Origin of the sequence: Bifidobacterium magnum (assembly GCF_000741255.1) — a bacterium.
In the GTDB taxonomy this organism is placed as follows: domain Bacteria; phylum Actinomycetota; class Actinomycetes; order Actinomycetales; family Bifidobacteriaceae; genus Bifidobacterium; species Bifidobacterium magnum.
This window is the reverse complement of sequence record NZ_JGZB01000001.1, coordinates 94,285-116,697: the sequence shown is the minus strand read 5'-3', so window position 1 is coordinate 116,697 and position 22,413 is coordinate 94,285. Positions and strand designations below refer to the sequence as shown.

Genomic DNA, 22,413 nt, shown 5'->3' with positions numbered 1-22,413 from the left:
GCGCGCAATGGTACGCGGTACGCCACGGATCGCGGCATGGTTACGCGTCGTGACGCTTGCGGCGCCATTCGGCAATGCCAAAACTTGCGAGCGCCAACGCGCCCAGGCTGCCTCCGACGCCGATCCACACCAGCGCCGTGGCGCCATGTTGGCCGGTAACGGGAAGCTGCGTTGCGGGGCGCAGGCGGTTGGTGAATGCGGCCAGCGTGTTATTGGCCGCCGTATGGTCGGCGTCGTTAGCGCCGTACGTGTAAGTGACGGTTACGCGCAGGCTGCCGTCATTGTTGAATTGCGGAACGCCTTGGTCGTTTACGGCGTTCAGGCGCACGTGGACCGTATCGGTATCCGCTTGCCAGGCGGAGCCTGGCTGCTGTTCGGCTACCTCGAAGTCCAGGTGGTTGTCGCTTCCCTGTTCACCAAGCGCCATCGTGGTGGTTCCGCTGAACACGGCCGTGCGCTGCTGGCCTTGCGTGAACGGTCCGGCGATGGTGGCCGTGGAGGCAACCTTGCGGGCGGTTCCCGCCGAGCCTTCCGCCGCGTTCCCCGCCGAGCCTGCCGCCTGCTGGGGCGTCAGCGTGAACGAGAAACTGTCGTCCGTGTCGGTGTTCGCCACGGTTTTGCCCACGCGAATCGCATTCAAGTTCACGGGCGCCGAATCGGGGTAGTTCGTGACTACCGTGCTCGACTCCCCCGCGGCATTCGCGGCCAGCGTCCACGTGCGGTGCGTGTCATAGGCCGTGCGGTAGCCGTCCACAGGCTCTTCGGTCACAGTGAATGTGCGCTCCTTCGACGACTGCGGGATCGCGATCGCGCGCGTCCAGTTGCCGTCCGCCGACAGCGCCACATGGTCGTAGCCTTGGCAGGCGCCCCCTTGGGCCAGCGCGCAATGCACATTCACCACAACCTGCTTCACGTTCGCATGCGAGGACTTGGCGCCAAGCCAACGCTTGCTGATGGTCAGATGGGCCATCTGTGTTTCGTCCAATTGCAGCACGGGGTGCGCGAAGCGTGTGGAGGTTTGCGCAAGCTCCTGCCCATTGACGCGCGGCGTGTAGGTCAGTGTGGCGTGGTCGTTGGAGCGGAAGCCGTCCTTATGCGCCGAGTCGGCGCCCGTTCCCGGGTCGCCCTGGTGCGCCACGCCGTCGTCGGCCGTATAGGCGGCCGCGTCCTTGCTCGTGTTGTTCGCATACAGTTCATAGGCCGGCGAGCTTGGCACGACGGGGTATTGGAGCGAATAGCGGTAGCCGTTGAGCAGAATATAGGAATCAGGGAACGCAATGCCCACGGAACGCGTCGACGGATCGGACGTGATGCGCGCCGTCACATTGCCTTGGCCATCCGCCAGACCCACGCTCGCGGGCGTCACTTCCTTGCCTTGCGGATCGTACACGTGCAGTTGCGCGCCGTAATGCGCGGTTTCGGGCTGCGTGAACTCGGCGTATTGGGAAAGCGTGTCCTCCATGCTTACGCGGTCCACGGCCGTTCCGGCCACGGCCTGCGTGATGATCGTGTCGAACACGTTCTGCAACTGCGAGGCCGACGACGCGGCACGGTAGTACTGTCCGCCATACATGCCGCCGTTTCCCGGCGCTCTCATCGATGTGGCGTCCGGAAAATTGCTCGACACATAGTTCATATATTCGTTGACGAGCGTTGTGGAAGTCGGGTCCGCGTCTCCCATCGCGCCGATCGCGTAGACCGTGGCGTTCAAACGGTGCTTGAGATCGTAGCTCTGTTTAATCGCGCTATTGGCAACAGTCGTATCGAATCCGCGGCTCGCGTTCGGTTCGCCGTCGCTATAGAAAATGACGAGACGGCGCACGCCCGACCGGTTGCCGTTCTGTCCCGTCAGCGCGTCTTCGGCGTCACCCAGTCCATAGTCGGACTGCGTGGGGCCGCCCGCCTTCAACGCGTTGATATCGCTGGAAATTGCGGCCGTATCGGTTGTCAAATGGGAGACGATCTGCGAATAGTTGCAGCCGTTCGTGCCACAATTCACGCGGTACGGAAAGTACTGGTCGTTGCCTTCGTAGTCGCTCTGATCGCCCGCGTATTTAACGAGAGAAACCTGAATTTTATTGTGCTGGATTTTCGCATTCTGTTCGGCGACTTTTTTCATGAAATTGTCGGCCGAATTTTTCAGGACTTGCAGGCGCGAGCTGCCCGATCCCACATAAATGGGATCGCTGGGACTGATCGTGTCACCTGTTTCCGCATTCGTCCAATATGCGCCCCAGGGCCAGGAATATTGGTACTGAATCTGCTGGTACGTGCCCTCGGACGAGCGCACGTAATACGTGCCGCGCGAATTGAGCGACGAATAGGAAACTTGCGTATAGGAACTGGGCTCGTCCATACTGCCGGACACGTCGAACACGAGTGCGATGTCAAGCGGCTGTACCTGCTGCGTGGCCGTTTCCGTGGACTTGCCCGTCACGTTCATCGCGAGTTCGTAAGTGCCGTCGCTCTGGCGCGTGATCGTTTTGCTGTAGACGGGAGCGGTTGCGGAATTTGCGGAGGCGCCGACCGAAGTCGCGGACGTCTCGTCCGCGTACGCACGCTTGGCCGTTCCCGAAAATGCCGCCCATGCGCACACGACAACGCAGCAGCAGCCCGCGAACATCAGCGCGATGTGACGGACGGAGAAGATATGGCGGGCGAACCAATCGGCGTGACGGCCGGTTCGGCAATCGGTACGGCGGACAAAATGGCGCGGTGTTCCCATGTACGTGTTTCTCCAAGCATCCTCACCAATGGGTATCCGGACAGACGCGTCCAGTGGTTGACATGCCAAGCTGTAGTTGGTTGGTAACAAGTAATGTGTTGCGGTTGCGAATAAGCAACGGCGCCCATTGTACCAAAAGCGCGATGACAAAATCTTCACATGCTAAAACGTTTTACTAAATACCGAACATCAATAATTGCGCCGGTTTCCCCGTAGGAAGGGGGGCATCTTGCGGTTCTGTGCAAACTATGCATACATAAAGAGGTGCGATGTGGCAATTTCGCACACGAAAAATGTGCGCTATTTTTCTTAAAGCGGTCATATGTTTCTTCAGTAACACAAAATTGCCTAATATTTCTGTATATTAATGCAGATTTCTGTATATATTTTGACGATTTCATACATTTTCCACTTTTCTTCTGCATTTCTTCTGCATTTTGAGACGCAAAACCCGGCGTGTCTGTCTCAAAATGCAGAAGAAGAACGCAAAACAAGAAACAGAAAAGGAGAAGTGCCCGTTACCACTGCCGCGCATGCTTGACGCGGCGCAATACGCGCCGGCGCCTGTGCAACACGAGCAATCCGAGCACAAGCGTCACGAGTCCCGCCGCAATGGCGAGCGCCATGGCGTCGGCGATACGGGACGGCTCGGGCGCCTGTTGTGGGATCGCCACGCGATGGCCCGAGACGAGCAAGCGTTGCGTGTTGATGCCGTATGGCGTGCACGTCATAAGCGTCACGCGGTCCTGGCCGGGCACAATGCGCAGATGGGACACGTCCGACGGGTCGATCACACGGATCGAGTCGACTTGGTATCCGAGTTCCTCTCCCATCACGTCGATATAGAAAAAGTCGCCTTTGCGCATTTCGTCGAGGCGCGTGAACATGGCCGCCGACACCATGCCGCGATGCCCCGTGATCACGGCATGCGTGCTCGCGCCGCCCACAGGCAGGCTCGTTCCATACAAATGGCCGGCGCCATTGGCGAGCGCCTGTTCGGACGTGCCGTGATAAATCGGCAAATTTACGCTGATTTTAGGGATGATAATCGATCCCATGACGCTGTCTTGCGCGCGCAACAGCCCCATATATTCGCGGTCGCGCGCGGCCAGCGACGCCGCGTCTTTCGTTCCGGAAACGGCTTGCGTTTCCGAAACGCCCTCGGTACCGGCATTGCCAGGGTCCGCGGCAACATGCGAACTGCCCGCGTCGCTCGCGAACGGGTCGCCGACTTCTCCCAGAATCGGTTGGCCCGACGCGGCGAGTTTGCGATTGTAGGCGTGCGCCGCTTCCAGCTCTTCCTGTGCGCGCGGATAGGGCCAGTTCTTGACGGTGTTGCGTACGACGGCGCCGCGCGAAGCCAGCGATCGCGCGCTCAACGCCTGCAATACGAACGGCGTGGCGCCCGCGACAAGCGCCGCGCACGCGAGTACGACTGTGATGACGCGCGACATGACCATGTGCCGGCGAATCCTGTGCTGACGCGCGACAAGGTCGCGAATGTCGGTCGCTTCTTGGAACGGAATCTGGCTCGCCATAGTACCCATATGGTACTGCCCATGCGTGGAATATCCATGCATGGGCAGTTGCGTGCGCACGCGGCGACACCCGCTCCTTCACCTCACGGCCGGGACGTCGCCTTCATATTGCGCTTGTGGTGCGTCAGCTTATGCGCGGCGCATTTGCTTCTTTACCGCACGAACGCGCAGTGCGATAATCGTGCCGATAATCGCGAGGATCAGCGCGATGACGACGAGCATCGTGATGCCCGCTGCGCCGGTCATTGGCAGCTGCGAGACGGACTTGACGTTCTTGACGGTGACCGTGGTGACGCCGTTGTTCATCGTGCTGTTCACGAGTTCCCACGAATCCTGGCCCACGGTCACAGTGCCGTTCGTGTCGCCACTAACCGTTTTGGTAGGGACCTGCGAGGTCGGCTTGGCGTAGGCCAGTCCCAGCGGCACACCGTTCAACGTGGTGTATTGCGTGCCGTTGACGGTGATGTCGGTGCCCACCAGAATCGGGGCGCCTCCGTTATCGGTAATCAGATAGTAGCCTTGCGGCAAGCCCGGCAATTCCCCATTGCCAGTCACGCAAACCGTCCCGTCTTCGGGAACAGGCGTTTTGAGGCCGCACGGAATCAAGCCAACCAGCTTTCCGCGCGGCCTCCATGCCGCATTTTCTGTACATGCGGACCCATGCGCAAAATCCCAACCCGCACGGGTTCAATCCTTATTATGGGCAACCCCGAAAACCGGCGGTGGCCGTCTATCCCGTTAGCGTACGCGGGCATGACATATCTGCCCCACTTGCCCATGGCGTTTTTCCCACAGCGTGCAAGCGACGAGCCCTGCCGCCAATGTGGCCAGTCCCGCCAGAATGCCGATCATCAGCGCATCGTGGATCTGGGAAGGCGCGAACGACTTCCGCCACGTCATACAAACAGGCGTTCGCCAAAAATCGCACGTCCCAGCCTCACCTGGGTGGAACCTTCCTCGATGGCGATATGCGCGTCCCCGCTCATGCCCATCGACAGTTCCGTGCAATATTGCGTGCCCGTCTCACCCGATCCAACCAGCTCGTCACGCAGCTCACGCAAATGCATAAACCCTTGCCTAATGCGCGCTTCGTCGTCCACATGAGCCCCCACGGTCATGAGTCCGACGAGTTGTACCCCTTCACATGCGCAAATTTCGCCCGCAATATCGCGCGCCTCGTCCGCCTCGCACCCCGATTTGCTGGATTCCCCCGATTCATTGACTTCCAGCAGCACGTGCGCGACCATGTGGCGCGCGATCGCGCGACGCGCGATTTTCTGCGCGAGCGCCACCGAGTCCACGGATTCGATCACGTTGGTGTGCGGCAAAATTTTGTTGATTTTGTTGCTCTGCAATTGTCCGATCAAATGCAGCGGAATATCGGGCTCCCCATCCGTCCCGTCTTCCGGCTGCGCCAATCCGACCGTCAATCCCATATCCGCACACGCGGCGCGCACACCGTCGATTTTCGCGACGACTTCTTGGGGACGGTTTTCGCCGATCAGGCGGATGCCGGCGCGGATCGCAGCCATGATTTCACCCACGTTCTGAGTTTTCGTGGCGGCCAGCAGCTGCACGTCGCCCGGTTCGCGGCCCGACTCCTCCACGGCTTTGGCCAAACGTTCCAGCGTACGGTGCACATTGTCGGCGATCTCGCGCTCGCGAGCCTCGTCAATCACCGTTTGCGCCAGATCCTTGTGTTCCATGTATGAAACCATGCCGTCCCTTTCCATCTGCACTTGTGGCATGCCTATAGCCAGCCTACTCGCGTGCCGATATAAATCGCGCGGCCAAATCGTCAGGCAACGCCTTGTCGTAGCGCGCCGAACGCACGGCGTCCCACGAGAACAGTTCCAGCACATCCTCGGCGCTCATCGGCTCGGGACGGAATCGCTCGTCCATCGGATCGATCCTGCCATCACCGTCACGCACCACGCCCGGCACATCAAGCCCCAGCAGCGCCGCACAATAGCCCACAATCTGCTCGGGACGCACGCCGGCTTCGCGCAACTTACCCAAATCCAACGAATATGAACGCTTCGCCAACCGCTTGCCCTGCGCGTTGTCAATCAGAGGAATATGCGCGTAAGCGGGATGGCTGGCGCTCGCCAACGGCACATCCCACTCTTCAATCGACAAATCGTCCTGCGGCAGCGCGGCGCTTTGCGTCCTATTCGCCTCCGCACGCACCACATCGGCATGACGGTCCAGGAAACCGCGCGCCACGAGCACGTCACGAATACGCATCTGCAGAGCAGTGGAACGCAACAAATCACGCCCGCGCACCACATCGTCGATGCCGCCCAGCAGATCGTCGACCGTAACGGCCAGCTGGTAGGCGAACAGGCCGTCCGCACGCACCAAAATCGAGTCGCCCACATCGCGGCCCAAATCGAAACGCTGCCAGCCGTACACGCGGTCGCCGAACGATTCGTATCCCAAATCGTCGCCTGCTTCAGGCAAGGCCAAACGCCACGAATGCTGCTCGCCCGCATCCAACAGGACGGCCACCGCGTCGGGACGATCCTGCATAAGCCGGCGGCACGTTCCCGGATACAACACGTATCCGTCACCCTCCTGCGGAGCGGACGCCGCACGGATCTCGGCGCGCGAACAGAAGCACGGGAACACCATGCCCGCCTCGCTCAACACTTCCAACGCATCCGCATACAGCGCGTGACGCTGCGACTGGTAGACGGGATCGCCATCCCAGTCCAGGCCCAACCACGCCAGATCGTCCATAATCCAACGATCCGCATCCTTGCGCACACGCGGCGTATCAATATCCTCAATACGCAACACCATGCGGTCCCCGCGCGCACGCGCCGAGAGCCAGGCGGCCAGCATCGCGTAAGCGTTGCCCATATGCATGCGGCCCGTAGGGCTGGGAGCAAAACGTCCAGTCATTCAGCTTCTTTCCACAATTGTTCAACCGGTGATCAGTAGCTCAAATCAGTCCACAACTCGTTGTCCAACGGCCACGCGTTCGGCGTGCAGCCGTCCAAATGCATGGACTGTTCCTGCATGAGCGGCGCGGATTTGCCATTGCCCGCGCACGTCGTCTCATTATCCATATGTCCAAGACGATGCCCCACCTCATGGTTGATCACCATGCTCCGGTACTGGCTCAGCGTACCGCCGGCGGCCAACCAGGCCGCAATGCCATGGTCCCAACGGTCCTTGTTCACAATCACGTCGTCGCCCACGCGGCAACTGTATGTTTTCGAACACGCCGGCGAGAACGAGGTCATGTCGGCGCTCGCGGACAGGTAGATCGTGAAATCGCACTCGGGCGCCTTGGCCTGCTCAAAATACACGCCTGCGCGCGGCCATCCCTTGGGATTGTTGAGCACGCGGAACAGCGTGTTTTCAAATCCGCCCAGCGAGCCCACGTTGCCGCGCCCGGCCACGCAATATTTCATGAGTTGCGGCGTGGCATCGTATTCGAGGGCCGTCTGCTGGGCCTTGTGAATAATGTCTTTGCGCTGCGTTGCGCTGACGGGCGCTTCCAAAGCTTCCAGCACTTTGGCGTCCGTGTCGTTTGTGGCAGTGTGCTGTTCGTCGGCTTCGGGAATGCGGTGGCCGCCTTCCCGCATGCCGTTGGCAGCGGATTTGGTTAGTGAAGAGGAGCGCTGGGAGGAGACGGCTTCGGAAGACGCGGCCGTAGAAGACGCTGACGACGCGCTTGAAGACGCCGCCTCATGCGCGAGCGGATTGGCGCCCACGCTCACGACCACACCCGCGACTATGGCGAGCGCCGCAACCACGCCCACGAGAATGCGCGCCACCATGTTGCCACCGGCAGCGCCGTCATTGTTGTTGCTGTGTTTTCCCATCGTTCATTCCTCTCGTTCGCCGCACGAATTGTTTGCCGTATGAATGCTGCTCCATATAAGCCATATACAATGCTTCGCTATGCCAAGCCATATAAATCGGCCGCATATAAAAATTCCCCGCCCGCAAGGAACGTTCCGTATACACGGTAGAAGGTTCCTTGTGGGGGCGGGGAACTTTTTTACGCTAGCGCAATCAGATGGCGAACGTGATCTTGAAGATCCAAGCGCCGACAATGGCACCGAGGATCGGGGCGAACACCGGGATCCACGCTTCGCTCCAGCGAGAGGAGCCCTTGTGCGGGATCGGCAGGATCTGATGCAGCAAACGCGGCATAAGATCGCGGGCCGGGTTCAGGCCAGGGCCGGTCGGACCGCCGAGCGAGCACACGAGGCCCCACACGATGAAACCGACGACGATCGAGGCGGACGCGTAGTTCGACTTGCCCCACTGCAGCTCGAGGCAGCACAGCGCGCCGAGCACGAGGATGAGGGTACCGAAGAACTCGTTGATGAAGTAGTTGCGACGCGTTGCGTAAGCGTCGGTGGTGCAGAAGGTACCGAGGATGGATTCCGCGTTCTCGGTCTCCTTGTAGTGCGGGTAGTAGCATACGTACACCACGAGCTGGCCGACAGCGGCACCGAGCAGCTGGGCGATGATGTACGGGGCGACCTGGCTCCACGGGAACATGCCGTTGACGGCCTGGGCGATCGTCATGGCCGGGTTGATCTGTGCGCCGGATACGCCGCCGAACATGAGCACAGGGAACATAACGCCGAAACCGTAGCCCATGGCGATGTTGAGCCAGCCCGCGTTATGACCCTTCGTGTTCTTCAGCTCGACGTTGGCCACAGCGCCGTTGCCGAAGATCATCAGAATGGCTGTGCCTACAAATTCCGCAGCCACTTTGGTAAAGAGTGAGTACTCCACTTACAATGCCTTATCTTCTCTTGAACATTTCGCGATATGGAGCGGAATGCTGTATAGACAATCTCTCTCGTGCCGAATAATCGATACAAAATATACGAACCGGCACACATTTAACGTAGCACTTGGCACTGTCAAGAACGGACGGCATCTCGAATACGGCAAACGGCCGGTTCCGCGCGGAATCCGGCCGTCATGCCCATTGATATTGTTTATATTTTCAATCGTCGACTATTCGGCGATCAACTTGCGTACATCGTCCGTCATGTCGGCGAGCGTCACGCCGTTTTGCGCGAGCAACTGGGCCGGCACGTAACGGTCGGGGAACGACTTTTGGATGCCGTAATTCTTCACGCGCATCGCGGTCGGACCGTAGAAGGACGCGATTTTCTCGCCGAATCCGCCCTGCAGCTGACCGTCTTCAAGCGTCAGGACGAGCGTGTGGTCGCGCTCGAGGTCGGCGAGCATGGCCGTGTCGAGTCCCGTGATGAACTTCGGGTTGATCAGCGTCGCGTCAATGCCGAGCTCCTCGTTCAGGCGCTTGGCAAGGCTTTCGGCAAACGGGAAGAAGTCGCCGATGCCGACGATGGCCACGCCCGAACCGCGGTGCGTCATCGAGAACGTGTTGAGCTTGGAGTAGTCCGTGGTGTCCTTGACACCCGTAACCACCATGCCCGTGGCGGGCACGCGGATCGCGACGGGATGGTCGCGCTGCGTGGTGGCCCATTCCAGCATGGCCACGTATTCCTCGGCGCAAGTTGGCGCCAAGTAGACGAGGTTCGGAATGTTGCCCATCATCGCGATGTCGCACAGACTCAGGTGCGTCACGTCGTTCATGCCGTAGACGCTCGAGGAGAAGTCGAGCAGCACGGCCGGATTGTCGTTGATACACAGGTCCTGCATGATCTGGTCGTAGGCGCGCTGTACGAACGTGCCCGAGAACGCGTAGACGGGGATCGCGCCGTTCTTCGCGAGCCCCGAAGCCATGGCGACGGCCGTCTCCTCGGCGATGCCGACGTCCACGAACTGCTTGCCGGCCTTGTCGCGGCGTTCCTTTGTGAAGTTGACCACCATCGGCGTACCCGACGTGATGACCACGAAGCGCGGATCATGCTCGATCTTGTCCATAAGCCACTGGGCGCTCAACTTCTCATAGGAAGCCAGTTCGTCGGCCGCGGCGCTCGCGTTGTTCGCGGCGGCCGTGGCGGCCTGCACTTCGTCGAGTTTGCCGGCGGCCGCGTGCACGGTCTTGCCCGTGGCGATGTCGAACGGATTGTGCCAGTGCCAGATTTCCTTGTGCGTTTCCGCCGGTTCGTAGCCCAGGCCCTTTTCGGTGCAAATGTGCAGCACGACGGGGTGGTCGATGTCTTTAAGCTCGCGCAGGGCGGCGATGAGTTCCTCGACATTGTTGCCGTCCTTGAGGAAGCGGTAGTCGAAGCCCATGGCCGTGAAGTAGTTCGTGCTGGCCACGCCGTTGCCCTCGCGCAGAGCCTTGAGGTTCTTGTACAGGCCGCCGTGGTTTTCCGCGATCGACATGCCGTTGTCGTTGACAATCGTGATGAAGTTCGTGCCCATTTCGCCCACGACGTCGAAGCCTTCGAACGCTTCGCCGCCGGAAAGCGAGCCGTCGCCGATCACGGTGACCACGTTGTAGTGGTCGCCTGCCAGATCGCGTGCCTTGGCCAGGCCGCTGGCCAACGAGATGGACGTGGACGTGTGGCCGATGTTGAACCAGTCGTGTTCGCTTTCCTCGGGGTTCGTGAAGCCCGAGTCCTCGTCGTACTTGCTCGGATCGGTAAACGCTTCGCGGCGGCCCGTGATGATCTTGTGCGCGTAGCTCTGGTGGCTTACGTCGAAGACGAGACGGTCCACGGGCGAGTTGAACACGTAGTGCATGGCGATTTCAAGCTCCACCGTGCCCAGATTCGGGCCGACGTGGCCGCCATGGGCCGCCAGCTTCGTAATGAGTACCTGGCGGATTTCCTTGGCGAGTTCGCCGAGTTCATTCTCGGGGATCTTCTTGAGATCCGCAGGCGAGTTGATGCTGTCCAAAAGCATGGATTGCTGCCCTTCTACGATGTGTGCTGAATATACAAAAAACCCAGTCCGAAGACTGGGTTTCATTTGTGCCCCCTCAGGGATTCGAACCCTGGACACGCTGATTAAGAGTCAGCTGCTCTAACCAACTGAGCTAAAGGGGCAAGCTCAGTAATCTCCGTGCAATATACATTACATGAAGAAGTGCCCCCTCAGGGATTCGAACCCTGGACACGCTGATTAAGAGTCAGCTGCTCTAACCAACTGAGCTAAAGGGGCAAGTTAGTAGTCGTTAAGACCAAGAGATAAATATACTCAGAATCTCCAAAAACGCAAAGACGGCGTGTCGCGCTATTTGAGATCCACGGCCAGACAGTCGTTCGCCGTGTATCCGTTCGCGCCGCACCAGTTCGTCGCGTCCGTCTCGCTCGCGAACGATTCGCCCGACAAAATCACGTAATAGCTCGCGTCATGGCCGTGCTTCGTATACGTGGGATAATCGCTGCCCCATACGATCAGCGCCTGCGGATGCTTGCTTTTCAAGCTCAAGAAATGTTCGTAAATATCCGCGTATTTCCAGATCTTGCCCTCCACATCCATGTCGTAGCGTTTGCTCGAAAGCTGCGTGGTGTAGATGGAGTAGAAATCGGACGCCGTCGACTTGTCATGGTCGAGCTGCCAATTGAGTGCCAGATGCGCGTAACGTTCCGCATCCGACGGATCAATATCGCGAGCGCCGAACGCGCCGTTGACATCTGCGGCACGGCCGAACCCCTCTTGATCGAATTTCACGCTCGTATCAAGTCGGGACGGTTCCAGCTCGGTTACCGCACGCCAATATTGGGTCGGCTTGAACGCGAGTTCCGTGGTCAGCTTGCCGTCCTTATAAGACACGTCACGTTTGGAAAAATCGAAAATTCCGGCGGCGATTGTGTCGTTACTACTATCAGTAAGCACGATTTGCACACCGTCCGACTTCAACGGCGCATTTTCGCAGGAACTTGCGTTCCACTGCACGGTGGCCACCAAATTCGATCCGTCACGGCGCACCTGTTTCGTGATGAGTTCCGGAACGGCCGTACACGGCTGCGGCTCCTCTTTTTTCGTATCTTTGTCTTTTTCAGTCGCGGACAGCGCCTTGTCGGAAGAGTCGCCGCCATCCGTTTTCTCGTCGACCTCCACGGTCTCCTTGGAGAATTCGGCGACAGCTTGGGATTCGGCGTGGCTGTCGCTCCACATACGCCACCCCACGAACGCGCACAATGCGAGCGCGAGCACGGCCAGCGTCACGAACAGCCATACGGGCTTTTTCCGCGCCACTTCAGCGGATTGAGGAGGATCTTGCACCACGAAATCCTGCGGAACATAGACGGGCGGAATATCGGCCGTAATATGCGGCTCGGCCGCGGGAGGAGCCGCGGTATCGAATGACGGCTGCGCAGTATTAGGTACAGGAATCGGCGTCGTCATATCGGCCGGCGGCTGCGCCACCGGACGCGGCGCACCGCACGATGTACAAAACTTGCCACCATCTTCAAATTTTGAACCGCAATGTTCACAAAACATGGCCACTCCCCTCTCGTGACCATCCACGCTAGCGAAAAACGCGCGCGCTTTGCGAAAATCCTCACGTAGTGAGAGGAATCCCTGACAGGTGTCCAATGTGCGGACGCATGTTCCCAGTGTGGACGGCACTATTGCCTTTCCACAAGCGCCATCGTTACCATGCATCCATACGCATGGCACCGGCATGCCTTGTTCCTCATGCGAGGATTTGCGGACGAAGGGGTTCGTGCCACGCCTGCCGCCGCGCCAGAGAAGAGGAAGAGATCATCATGTATTGTTCCCATTGCGGATCATCACTCAGTGAGACCGCCAAATTCTGCGGATCGTGCGGGACGCCGGTCCAAGTGACACCGGCCGGGCAAGCGGAGGATACCGCTCAAATGCAGCCTTCGGTCCAGGAGCAGCCAGTACCACAACCCGAAGCTCCCGAACAGGAAACGGTATTGCAGGAGACTGTGGTCATCGCGACTTCCAACACGGAAAGCGACGCTTCGAGCGACGCGTCCGCAGTGGAACCGGCGACTGAACCCATCCCTCAGATGCCCAAGCCGGCCACGCCGCCGCCCGCCGATCCTCCAAGCGTTGCGGCCATGCCAGATGCGGGAATGCCGGGCCAGCCGGGACAGTCCCCGCAGCTGTTCACGAATCTCAAGCAGCCCGCGGTCGCGCGATCAATCGGCGTTTCGCTGGGTATCGGCATCGGGGCTGCCGTGGCGCTCGCCCTTATCACGGCGCTGTTCTTCACGATGGCCGCTTCCAGCTCACTGCAGCTGGAAATGCTGGGCGATATTCCGTATGCCGAGTCGCTGCTTAACGGCAATAGTTTCCTTACGCTCGCCATCTATCTGCTGGCGCTGGGCATGGGCGGAAGTGCAAATTTCTCGGCAAGCAGCCTGCTGACTTCCAGCATGGGCGCCTCCGTGTCGCTACCCGTTTCGCTGATCGGTGTGGCGTTGGTGGTAGGCGCGGCATTCGGTGCATACCGTGTGGCCCGCACTACGGCCATCGCCTACCGCTGGACGGGCTTGGCCTGTTCGGCGTTGGTGGGACTTGCCTCGGCCGCCGTGGTATTCGCGCTCGGGTTGCTGTTCTCCACAAGTGGTTCGGTCGATGTGCTTGGCACCAGCGCCGCGTCGATTTCTCTTTCGAGCGCCACCTTTGGCACGTTCTTCATGACCTTCCTGTTGGGCACGCTTGGAGCGAGCGCCGGCTATGCGTTGGCGCAATACGCTTATGACGCGCCCCATGTGTTCGCGGCCTGCTGGCGTTGGGCGCATCGCACCCGCGGATGGGTCCGTACTGTGGTGGACGCCGCATGGATCTATACGCTGTGGTTCGGGGCATTACTGGTGGTGCTGCTCATTCTGGCAGTGTTGGGCAATTCGGAAAGCGCTTCCGCGTTGCTGACGCTTCCCGTACTGCTGCCCGCATTGTTGTACTATCTCATCGCGTTCGTGAGTTTTGGCAGCGTGGGCGCCATGGGGCAATCCTTCTCATTCGCCACGGTGAACAATCTTGCGGCCATGGACGAGAGTATGGCGACATTGCGCAACGTCATGGTGGTGTTCCTGATCATTTTCGTAATCGCAACCGTGTATATCGGCATGCGCACGGCGGCCCGCAACATGTATGATCCCGCGTACAAGGGTTGGCAACATTCATGGAAGGCGCCCGTAGCCATGCTCGTCATATGGCTTGCGGCCACGTACCTGTTCCTTCCGGTTCGTGCGGTCGGACAGACAATCGGGCTCTCCCCCACTTATGCGCTGATCGCCGCGATCTGGATGTTTGGCGCTGAAGCGGTGGCGCTTACATTCGGTGAGCAGGCCGTACGCGCGATGACATCGCTATGGAAGATTTTTGTGGGTGCCACGGTTCGTCCCACTCCGGAAACGGTAACGGCGCACCGCATCGCTTGCGGTGGCCCGCAGCGCAAGGCCGCTGCCGCCGCAACTATGGGTACCGCTGCAGGCGTTTCCGTGTCAGGTTCGCCGTCCGCTGCGCCAGCCGCGCCCGGCACATCCGCTGCCGCTTCAGCCGTCTACTCCCAGACCGCCGCATCCGCAGCACCGATTACTCAACCGACCGCGGCTCCCGCAACCGCACCCGTATTCCCGGCCGAGTCCGCGCCTGCCGCGACCAAGCCGATGTCCGCCAAGCAAAAGCGCAACATCATCATTGGATGTAGTATCGGCGCCGCGATTGTCGCGCTTCTCATTACGGTCAGCACACTCAACGCAACCGTATTCTCGCCCAAGTCGGCGGCACAAGAGTATTTGCAGGCGCTGGAATCGGGCAATTATGACCAGGCGCAGTCCATCGTCTCCCCGCAATTAACGAAGGACCAAAGTGCGTTACTCACTTCGAAGGCCGCGCATGAAACCGCTCGAATCTCGAATGTGCACATTACGGGCACACAAAACGCAGGCGCTAGCAAGACGGTGTCGTTCACATACTCGCTGAACGGCTCCTCGCACGACGGTTCCGTGACACTCGTCAATGAAGGCCGCAAATTCGGCGTCTTCAACAATTGGGAAATTACACAACCGTTGACGCACGAGATCACCATAAGCGTGCCGCCGATCGTCTCGTCGATCAAAGTGAACGGCGTACCCGTTTCACAGGAAAACGCGTTCCGTTCGTCGGACGATACGTGGACGTTCAAGGTGTATCCGGGCGCGTATGAAATTACCGCGGACGATTCGGACTACTACAGCGCCGCGCCCGTGACAATTTATACGGCCGAACAGGAGAGCGCTTCCGTACTGAAAGTGACACCGTCTTCGCATCTCGAAGACGAGATCAACACGCAGATCGCCAACTATCTGGACACGTGCGCGAAGTCCACGGACTCGGAGCCGCAGGGCTGCCCGTTCTCGTACTACACATGGTCGTCGTCGAACTACCGCAACTTCTCCTGGAAGATTTCGCAGTATCCGAAAGTCGAGAATTTCAATCTTTCCTCGGGATATTTCAGCGCTTCCAAGGGCGTTGCGGACGTGACGTATGAATACCGTTACTCATATTCGAGCGAGTGGGAACCCGACGACTCCTCGTCCACGTTCTACTTGATCGGAACATTCGAATTGGAGGGAGACGAACTCAAAATTACTGAACTCAATTATTAGCGAATCAACTCTTCATGAATCAACTCCTTGTTTGGTTCACGGGGCCGGCCAATTGCCGCTTGACTACCCTGTCAAGCAAGTAACACCAGCAAGTGGCCGGCCTCCTCATTCACCTCACTCATTCACCTTATCGATGTGCGGAAACACTACCGTTTCCGCACATCTTTTATTGCGCTCTCCTCTATAAAACCGCGGAATTCCAGCTTTCATGAGCTTGGTAATGAATGGCTGGCGCGCTTTTACTTCGGAAAAATCGAATCGCACAATCGTGTCCACGTGACAGTCATACAGCTCGCGCTCGCGCTGCGACTCGTCGTGCGCCACATGAATCGCGGACCGGCCATGCGTCATCTCGGGATTCTCGTATTTTTCCCGACCGTCCAACTCGCCGACCACTACACGCTGTGAGCCGTCCCGACCCACGATTTTCCAACGGAAATCCACGCGGATACGACGGTGCGCGCCACTGTTCCCGTTTTCCGGATACCACACTTGCAATTCGGGGATCTGGAAACCTTGTTCGATCATGACGGCCCGTGTGAACGACTCCCCGCCGTTGTCTGACCTGGGATCCGTATATTCAAGCAGCCGGTCGATGCGTTCACGCGCGCCGCGCAGCCGTTGGCCGGCACGCAGCACATCTGTGGCGCTCACTTGCGTTAGCCGGAATGCCGAGTCCCACACGACAAGCGCCAGTACGAAAGGCAGCAATAGCGCACAATCAACAAGTGTGCGTGCGGCTTGCGTCACGTGGCATCCGTTGCGCTCGTCAATATGTTCGCCGTCCGATGCGATCGGTATGACTCTCCACGCACCTTTGTTCAGTTGCACAATACTGGCGCGGCTTGCGGGATGCGCCGAGGAACATACGGTGAACAGTCCGCGCCGATGTGCGGAAAACGGTACTTCCCATCCATACAGTTGCGCCGCTGTGGGACCGGCAAATATGAGATCCGCATCGAGTATGCACAGCGCTTTAGCCATATATTGCACTTGCTGACTGGGCGTGAGTCGCGCCCACGACTGCGTCTCGCAAAATAGATGCGGCAGAGGACACACGAGTTCGCCGGTCTGCTCGCGCCTGTGCACCGCGGACTGCAGCTTCGCACTGTTCGCAATCGCACACCGACGATCATGCCGCGCCTCTTCCAGCGCCGTTATTATTTGGGGATACGGTCTCATGCATCCATCGTCGTACGACGGCCCGCTTTCTTCCACTTTCATGAAGGCTTGTGCACAAACGGCCTCCCCCATGCGGTCGTTGTGCACTGCCCGTATCCGAATCCACCCATCCCTTTATTCAGTCCCCTACTCAGCCGACTTCCAAATGTATCTTTCACTTACCTTTATTTATCTTTTCTGTACGGTCGGTTCTGTATCCGCACTTTTCGACCGTAGAAATACGCAGATTATGTCTTAGCCGCGTAAATATACGCAGGTTCCTTCTTAGCCGCGCTTTTCGTGCGTAAAAATACGCGGTTCCCCCATTAGGTGCATAAAAATACGCAATTTACTTCTTACCCGCGTAAAATGCTCATGTACGGTAAGGAAGCAAGCAACCGAAAACAAGAGATAGACCGCCAGCACTACACTATTCCGAACCAAAGACCAAAAGATAAGCATTGTGGGAAAATCTAAACTTTTGGATTTTCCTACAATGCCAACTACGGCGGAATCCCTCCCACTCCTTATATCTTTCTGTATACATTGAATTTGTATTTAGTAAAATGCAGACAACACCACGGATCGGCTTTTGGTTGGACAATTCCAACCAAACACCACAGCAGACAGCAGAAAACATTCTGAACGCTAGGAAGCCGGTATGATTGTTACATATAAGGGGAAGAAAAATTTCTTTTAGGTACTTGCTTTCCTAAAACTGATGTGATACAATGATTTAATCCAGAAAAGGAGTAAAAAATATGCGGCAAGGTATTCTTAAATAAAACTATAATCAAATAGTGGGAACAAAGGATTATGATAGCTCCTTTTGTAGGGGCTTAGTTTTTTGTACCCAATTTAAGAATACTTTTGCCTTATCAATTTTGACATATCCCCAAAAACAGCAATCACAAACAGGTGTATGCTGTATATGTGTATGTCCGCAACTTATAATCCCCAGTGGTAAAAGTATTTTACTGCTGGGGATTTTTATGCCCTTTGGGGCTGTAAAGGGAGGACAATCACATGAAAATAATCAATATTGGAATTCTTGCCCATGTAGACGCTGGAAAGACGACCTTGACGGAGAGCCTGCTATATGCCAGCGGAGCCATTTCAGAACCGGGGAGCGTCGAAAAAGGGACAACGAGGACGGACACCATGTTTTTGGAGCGGCAGCGTGGGATTACCATTCAAGCGGCAGTCACTTCCTTCCAGTGGCACAGATGTAAAGTTAACATTGTGGATACGCCCGGCCACATGGATTTTTTGGCGGAGGTGTACCGCTCTTTGGCTGTTTTAGATGGGGCCATCTTGGTGATCTCCGCTAAAGATGGCGTGCAGGCCCAGACCCGTATTCTGTTCCATGCCCTGCGGAAAATGAACATTCCCACCGTTATCTTTATCAACAAGATCGACCAGGCTGGCGTTGATTTGCAGAGCGTGGTTCAGTCTGTTCGGGATAAGCTCTCCGCCGATATTATCATCAAGCAGACGGTGTCGCTGTCCCCGGAAATAGTCCTGGAGGAAAATACCGACATAGAAGCATGGGATGCGGTCATCGAAAATAACGATGAATTATTGGAAAAGTATATCGCAGGAGAACCAATCAGCCGGGAAAAACTTGCGCGGGAGGAACAGCAGCGGGTTCAAGACGCCTCCCTGTTCCCAGTCTATCATGGCAGCGCCAAAAATGGCCTTGGCATTCAACCGTTGATGGATGCGGTGACAGGGCTGTTCCAACCGATTGGGGAACAGGGGGGCGCCGCCCTATGCGGCAGCGTTTTCAAGGTTGAGTACACCGATTGCGGCCAGCGGCGTGTCTATCTACGGTTATACAGCGGAACGCTGCGCCTGCGGGATACGGTGGCCCTGGCCGGGAGAGAAAAGCTGAAAATCACAGAGATGCGTATTCCATCCAAAGGGGAAATTGTTCGGACAGACACCGCTTATCAGGGTGAAATTGTTATCCTTCCCAGCGACAGCGTGAGGTTAAACGATGTATTAGGGGACCAAACCCGGCTCCCTCGTAAAAGGTGGCGCGAGGACCCCCTCCCCATGCTGCGGACGACGATTGCGCCGAAAACGGCAGCGCAAAGAGAACGGCTGCTGGACGCTCTTACGCAACTTGCGGATACTGACCCGCTTTTGCGTTGCGAAGTGGATTCCATCACCCATGAGATCATTCTTTCTTTTTTGGGCCGGGTGCAGTTGGAGGTTGTTTCCGCTTTGCTGTCGGAAAAATACAAGCTTGAAACAGTGGTAAAGGAACCCTCCGTCATTTATATGGAGCGGCCGCTCAAAGCAGCCAGCCACACCATCCATATCGAGGTGCCGCCCAACCCGTTTTGGGCATCCATAGGACTGTCTGTTACACCACTCTCGCTTGGCTCCGGTGTACAATACGAGAGCCGGGTTTCGCTGGGATACTTGAACCAGAGTTTTCAAAACGCTGTCAGGGATGGTATCCGTTACGGGCTGGAGCAGGGCTTGTTCGGCTGGAACGTAACGGACTGTAAGATTTGCTTTGAATACGGGCTTTATTACAGTCCGGTCAGCACGCCGGCGGACTTCCGCTCATTGGCCCCGATTGTATTGGAACAGGCATTGAAGGAATCGGGGACGCAGCTGCTGGAACCTTATCTCTCCTTCATCCTCTATGCGCCCCAGGAATACCTTTCCAGGCTTATCATGATGCACCGAAATACTGTGCCACCATCGAAACGGCCCAGGTAAAAAAGGATGAAGTTGTCTTTACTGGCGAGATTCCCGCCCGCTGTATACAGGCATACCGTACTGATCTGGCCTTTTACACCAACGGGCGGAGCGTATGCCTTACAGAGCTGAAAGGATATCAGGCCGCTGTCGGTCAGCCGGTCATCCAGCCCCGCCGTCCAAACAGCCGCCTGGACAAGGTGCGCCATATGTTTCAGAAGGTAATGTAAAGATACATAATCGTCAAGACGGCAACAATCAGAAGTTATGGAGGGTAACAATGGAATATAGTAAGGAAGATTTAATGGAAGCAAAAAAGCAAATACGCAGGTTTCTCCTTATCAGCACTTTTTGTGCGTGAAAATCTGCAATTTACTAGTTAGACGACGATTATTCACGTGAATTTTTGCAGATTACTAGTTAGTTGCAGTTTTTAGTCGAGACACGCCGCGGAACGCGAATGAAACTTGCAGTTAAGACGTTATTTGCAGTTTTTCACGTGAATAATCGTCGTATTAGTCGTTATTTGCAAATATTCACGCAATAAAACTGCAGTTAACGGGTAATCCGCGTATTTTTACGCGACTAATAAGCAAACTGCAAAATTTAACGGTCAAAAAGTGTGAATCACGAGCAATCTGCGTATTTTTACGCGACTAATAAGGAAACTACAAATATTAACGCACGAAAAGCGCGGATAAGGAGAAACTTGCGTATTTTTACGCGGGTAAGGAGCAACCCGCAGATTTTTACGCAACAAAAGTGCGATTAAGAAGAAAACCACACATACAAAAAGGCCCTCCGGCCAAACGGCCAAGAGGACCTTCAATGCTTAAGCTCAGACTCATTAGTCTGAAGTCAGAAAAGAATCTGACAGACCAATCACTCAGCGACGACCTTCAGCGCGAAGGTGGCGGTGATTTCAGGATGCAGGGCGACGGTCACCGGGAACTCGCCGGTCGTCTTGATGACGGCGGTCTCGATGGACTTCGGATCCACAGCCACCGGCAGCAGAGCAGCAATCTTGTCAGCGGAGATGCCGCCGAACAGCTTGCCGGACTCGGAAACCTTGGCTGCGATTTCGAAGGTCTTGCCTTCGATCTGGGACTTGGCGGCAACGGCGTCTTCACGCGTTGCGGCGGCGCGAGCCAGGCGAGCCTTCTTCATGGCTTCAGCCTGAGCGGCGGCCTTCTTCGTCCACAGGAAAGCCATGCCCTGAGGAATCAGGTAGTTGCGAGCGTAGCCGGCCTTAACGGTCACCACGTCGCCAGCGTTGCCGAGGTTGGCAACGGACTTGGTAAGAATGATCTTGGAATCAGCCATTTTGAATTCCTCCTAAACTCAGCGACCCGTAGTTGCGTACGGCAGCAGAGCCATTTCGCGGGCGTTCTTGATGGCCTTGGCGATCTGGCGCTGTTCCTGAACGGTCACACCGGTGATGCGACGGGAACGAATCTTGCCGCGGTCCGAGATGAACTTGCGCAGCAGGGCGACGTCCTTGTAATCGATCTCGGTGACCTTGGCGGCCTTCAGTGGATTCGGCTTCTTCTTAAACGGCTTGACCGGTGGCTGCGGCCTCTTGCGTGACATCTTGATGTCTCCTTATTTACAAATGAATGATGTGTTGAAAATGCTCAGTAATCAGATCAATCGGATCAGAATTCCGGTTCGTCGTTGGACGAGCCGAAATCGGAGCCGCCGAACGATCCGAAGGAAGCTCCGGAATCGGACGAGCTCCACGGGTCGGTGGCCGGAGCGTTGTTCTGGGCTTGCGGAGCACCGTAAGTGGATCCGCCATTGTAACCGCCATTACCAGCGTTGAATCCGTTGTTACCGCCGTTGTATCCGCCGTTGCCGCCATTCGCGTTGCGGTTGTAGCCGCCGCTCGATGGCGTGCGCGTTACCGACGCCGTCGCGTAACGCAGGGACGGACCGATTTCGTCCACGGTCAGTTCGATAACCGAACGGTTTGAACCGTCCTGGGCCTGGTAATTGCGCTGGGACAGGCGTCCCGTCGCGATTACGCGCATGCCCTTGTGGAGGCTTTCCGCGCAGTGCTGGGCCAGATCGCGCCATGCGGTGCAACGCATGAACAGCGCGGTGCCGTCCTCAAACTGTCCGGAATTGCGGTTGTAGGTTCGCGGTGTGGATGCGATCGTGAAGCTTGCGAGGGTCGCGCCGTTTCCGGTGGTCCTCAGTTCAGGATCGGCTGTGAGATTGCCCACTATGGTAATGACTGTTTCGCCTGCCATGACGTTCCTTACCTTGGTTGATGTGCGATTGCTGGGCTGAAAAGAGCTGAAAGATCAGATCACTTACGAATGATCTTGGTGCGAACGATGGAATCGTTCAGGTTCAGCAGACGGTCGAGTTCGTCGCTGTCAGCCGGGGTGGCAGTGTACGTCACGACGACGTAGTTGCCTTCGGTCTTGCCATCGATCTCGTAAGCCAGCTTGCGGCGGCCCCAGATATCGATATCTTCAACAGCGCCACCATTCTTGGTGACAGTTTCCATGTACTGGTTGGTCAGCTTCTTCAGACCGTTCTCATCCATTTCAGGATTAGCGATGAACATGAGTTCATACTTGTGTGCAGACATCACCCACCTCCTTCGGACTCAATGGTTGTGGTCTTTCCACAACAGGAGTGTGTTTGCAAAATGCCGGCAGCCGCCCGCCGTCCATACGTAAAGTGCATTTGGGCATGGCAAAGCCAGCAACTTTCCTAGCGTAACGTATTGAGAGGACAGTCGCCACGCCCTCCCGCGTTCACGTTATGGGCG

The 22,413-nt window shown here is 57.2% G+C and carries 16 protein-coding genes, 2 tRNA genes and 2 pseudogenes; 3 read left to right on the top strand and 17 right to left on the bottom strand.

The window, feature by feature from the left end; all coding sequences use genetic code 11:
* Window positions 1–40 precede the first annotated feature (40 nt).
* The 12 genes from BMAGN_RS00410 to BMAGN_RS08215 all read right to left on the bottom strand — a co-directional run bounded on the left by BMAGN_RS00410 (window position 41) and on the right by BMAGN_RS08215 (window position 12,552).
* The gene (locus tag BMAGN_RS00410; protein WP_022859770.1) at window positions 41–2,725 is read right to left on the bottom strand and encodes a DUF7604 domain-containing protein; all 2,685 of its coding nucleotides are present in this window, start codon (window positions 2,723–2,725) and stop codon (window positions 41–43) included.
* A 518-nt stretch (window positions 2,726–3,243) separates the two neighbouring features.
* Window positions 3,244–4,272, bottom strand: coding sequence for a class C sortase (locus BMAGN_RS00405; protein ID WP_026502004.1), 1,029 nt, complete (start codon window positions 4,270–4,272; stop codon window positions 3,244–3,246).
* Between the two features lie 120 nt (window positions 4,273–4,392).
* A complete protein-coding gene (locus BMAGN_RS00400; protein WP_152593274.1) occupies window positions 4,393–4,818 on the bottom strand; it encodes a hypothetical protein in 426 nt (141 codons plus the stop codon).
* A 183-nt stretch (window positions 4,819–5,001) separates the two neighbouring features.
* On the bottom strand, window positions 5,002–5,163 hold the full coding sequence (locus tag BMAGN_RS08220) for a hypothetical protein (protein ID WP_155802533.1): 162 nt from the start codon (window positions 5,161–5,163) through the stop codon (window positions 5,002–5,004).
* Window positions 5,160–5,981 (bottom strand): YggS family pyridoxal phosphate-dependent enzyme, encoded by an 822-nt coding sequence (locus tag BMAGN_RS00395; RefSeq protein ID WP_022859767.1) that lies wholly within the window; start codon window positions 5,979–5,981, stop codon window positions 5,160–5,162. Before BMAGN_RS00395 ends, BMAGN_RS08220 begins: the two co-directional genes overlap by 4 nt.
* Before the next feature lie 43 nt (window positions 5,982–6,024).
* Entirely contained in the window at window positions 6,025–7,170 is a 1,146-nt protein-coding gene (locus tag BMAGN_RS00390; RefSeq protein WP_022859766.1) for a glutamyl-Q tRNA(Asp) synthetase, read from the bottom strand.
* Window positions 7,171–7,202: 32 nt separating this feature from the next.
* Complete coding sequence (locus BMAGN_RS00385) at window positions 7,203–8,099, bottom strand: DUF3152 domain-containing protein (RefSeq protein ID WP_022859765.1); 897 nt, start codon at window positions 8,097–8,099, stop codon at window positions 7,203–7,205.
* A 193-nt stretch (window positions 8,100–8,292) separates the two neighbouring features.
* A complete protein-coding gene (locus tag BMAGN_RS00380; protein ID WP_022859764.1) occupies window positions 8,293–9,027 on the bottom strand; it encodes an MIP/aquaporin family protein in 735 nt (244 codons plus the stop codon).
* 228 nt (window positions 9,028–9,255) lie between these two features.
* On the bottom strand, window positions 9,256–11,082 hold the full coding sequence (locus BMAGN_RS00375; RefSeq protein ID WP_022859763.1) for a 1-deoxy-D-xylulose-5-phosphate synthase: 1,827 nt from the start codon (window positions 11,080–11,082) through the stop codon (window positions 9,256–9,258).
* Window positions 11,083–11,151: 69 nt separating this feature from the next.
* Window positions 11,152–11,225: transfer RNA gene (locus tag BMAGN_RS00370), tRNA-Lys, on the bottom strand.
* 41 nt (window positions 11,226–11,266) lie between these two features.
* Window positions 11,267–11,340: transfer RNA gene (locus BMAGN_RS00365), tRNA-Lys, on the bottom strand.
* A 72-nt stretch (window positions 11,341–11,412) separates the two neighbouring features.
* Window positions 11,413–12,552, bottom strand: a complete 1,140-nt coding sequence (locus tag BMAGN_RS08215) for a hypothetical protein (protein ID WP_022860444.1) — start codon at window positions 12,550–12,552, stop codon at window positions 11,413–11,415.
* Between the two features lie 170 nt (window positions 12,553–12,722).
* On the opposite strand from BMAGN_RS08215, the pseudogene BMAGN_RS08655 reads away from it, so the two are divergent.
* Both BMAGN_RS08655 and BMAGN_RS00355 read left to right on the top strand, forming a co-directional pair.
* Window positions 12,723–12,962, top strand: a pseudogene (locus tag BMAGN_RS08655) (zinc-ribbon domain-containing protein); the annotation flags it as partial.
* Between the two features lie 45 nt (window positions 12,963–13,007).
* Entirely contained in the window at window positions 13,008–15,755 is a 2,748-nt protein-coding gene (locus tag BMAGN_RS00355; protein WP_052108933.1) for a hypothetical protein, read from the top strand.
* A 114-nt stretch (window positions 15,756–15,869) separates the two neighbouring features.
* Here BMAGN_RS00355 and BMAGN_RS07790 read toward each other — a convergent pair whose 3' ends face one another.
* Complete coding sequence (locus tag BMAGN_RS07790) at window positions 15,870–16,739, bottom strand: hypothetical protein (protein WP_152593272.1); 870 nt, start codon at window positions 16,737–16,739, stop codon at window positions 15,870–15,872.
* A 1,203-nt stretch (window positions 16,740–17,942) separates the two neighbouring features.
* Between BMAGN_RS07790 and tet(W) the strand changes: the two are divergent.
* A pseudogene (gene tet(W), locus BMAGN_RS00345) lies at window positions 17,943–19,861 on the top strand (tetracycline resistance ribosomal protection protein Tet(W)).
* Window positions 19,862–20,513: 652 nt separating this feature from the next.
* Here tet(W) and rplI read toward each other — a convergent pair.
* The 4 genes from rplI to rpsF all read right to left on the bottom strand — a co-directional run bounded on the left by rplI (window position 20,514) and on the right by rpsF (window position 22,230).
* Window positions 20,514–20,954, bottom strand: a complete 441-nt coding sequence (gene rplI / locus BMAGN_RS00340; protein WP_022860433.1) for a 50S ribosomal protein L9 — start codon at window positions 20,952–20,954, stop codon at window positions 20,514–20,516.
* An 18-nt stretch (window positions 20,955–20,972) separates the two neighbouring features.
* Entirely contained in the window at window positions 20,973–21,221 is a 249-nt protein-coding gene (rpsR, locus tag BMAGN_RS00335; protein WP_022860432.1) for a 30S ribosomal protein S18, read from the bottom strand.
* A 65-nt stretch (window positions 21,222–21,286) separates the two neighbouring features.
* The gene (locus BMAGN_RS00330; RefSeq protein ID WP_022860431.1) at window positions 21,287–21,883 is read right to left on the bottom strand and encodes a single-stranded DNA-binding protein; all 597 of its coding nucleotides are present in this window, start codon (window positions 21,881–21,883) and stop codon (window positions 21,287–21,289) included.
* A gap of 59 nt (window positions 21,884–21,942) precedes the next feature.
* On the bottom strand, window positions 21,943–22,230 hold the full coding sequence (gene rpsF, locus BMAGN_RS00325) for a 30S ribosomal protein S6 (RefSeq protein WP_022860430.1): 288 nt from the start codon (window positions 22,228–22,230) through the stop codon (window positions 21,943–21,945).
* Between the last annotated feature and the right edge of the window lie 183 nt (window positions 22,231–22,413).

What these genes read in the sequence shown, in the direction of transcription:
- BMAGN_RS00410 (WP_022859770.1), bottom strand. Translation starts at nt 2,725, where the DNA reads ATGGGAACACCGCGCCATTTTGTCCGCCGTACCGATTGCCGAACCGGC.
- BMAGN_RS00405 (WP_026502004.1), bottom strand. Translation starts at nt 4,272, where the DNA reads ATGGGTACTATGGCGAGCCAGATTCCGTTCCAAGAAGCGACCGACATT.
- BMAGN_RS08220 (WP_155802533.1), bottom strand. Translation starts at nt 5,163, where the DNA reads ATGACGTGGCGGAAGTCGTTCGCGCCTTCCCAGATCCACGATGCGCTG.
- BMAGN_RS00395 (WP_022859767.1), bottom strand. Translation starts at nt 5,981, where the DNA reads ATGGTTTCATACATGGAACACAAGGATCTGGCGCAAACGGTGATTGAC.
- BMAGN_RS00390 (WP_022859766.1), bottom strand. Translation starts at nt 7,170, where the DNA reads ATGACTGGACGTTTTGCTCCCAGCCCTACGGGCCGCATGCATATGGGC.
- BMAGN_RS00385 (WP_022859765.1), bottom strand. Translation starts at nt 8,099, where the DNA reads ATGGGAAAACACAGCAACAACAATGACGGCGCTGCCGGTGGCAACATG.
- BMAGN_RS00375 (WP_022859763.1), bottom strand. Translation starts at nt 11,082, where the DNA reads ATGCTTTTGGACAGCATCAACTCGCCTGCGGATCTCAAGAAGATCCCC.
- BMAGN_RS00355 (WP_052108933.1), top strand. Translation starts at nt 13,008, where the DNA reads ATGCAGCCTTCGGTCCAGGAGCAGCCAGTACCACAACCCGAAGCTCCC.
- BMAGN_RS07790 (WP_152593272.1), bottom strand. Translation starts at nt 16,739, where the DNA reads ATGGCTAAAGCGCTGTGCATACTCGATGCGGATCTCATATTTGCCGGT.
- rplI (WP_022860433.1), bottom strand. Translation starts at nt 20,954, where the DNA reads ATGGCTGATTCCAAGATCATTCTTACCAAGTCCGTTGCCAACCTCGGC.
- rpsR (WP_022860432.1), bottom strand. Translation starts at nt 21,221, where the DNA reads ATGTCACGCAAGAGGCCGCAGCCACCGGTCAAGCCGTTTAAGAAGAAG.
- BMAGN_RS00330 (WP_022860431.1), bottom strand. Translation starts at nt 21,883, where the DNA reads ATGGCAGGCGAAACAGTCATTACCATAGTGGGCAATCTCACAGCCGAT.
- rpsF (WP_022860430.1), bottom strand. Translation starts at nt 22,230, where the DNA reads ATGTCTGCACACAAGTATGAACTCATGTTCATCGCTAATCCTGAAATG.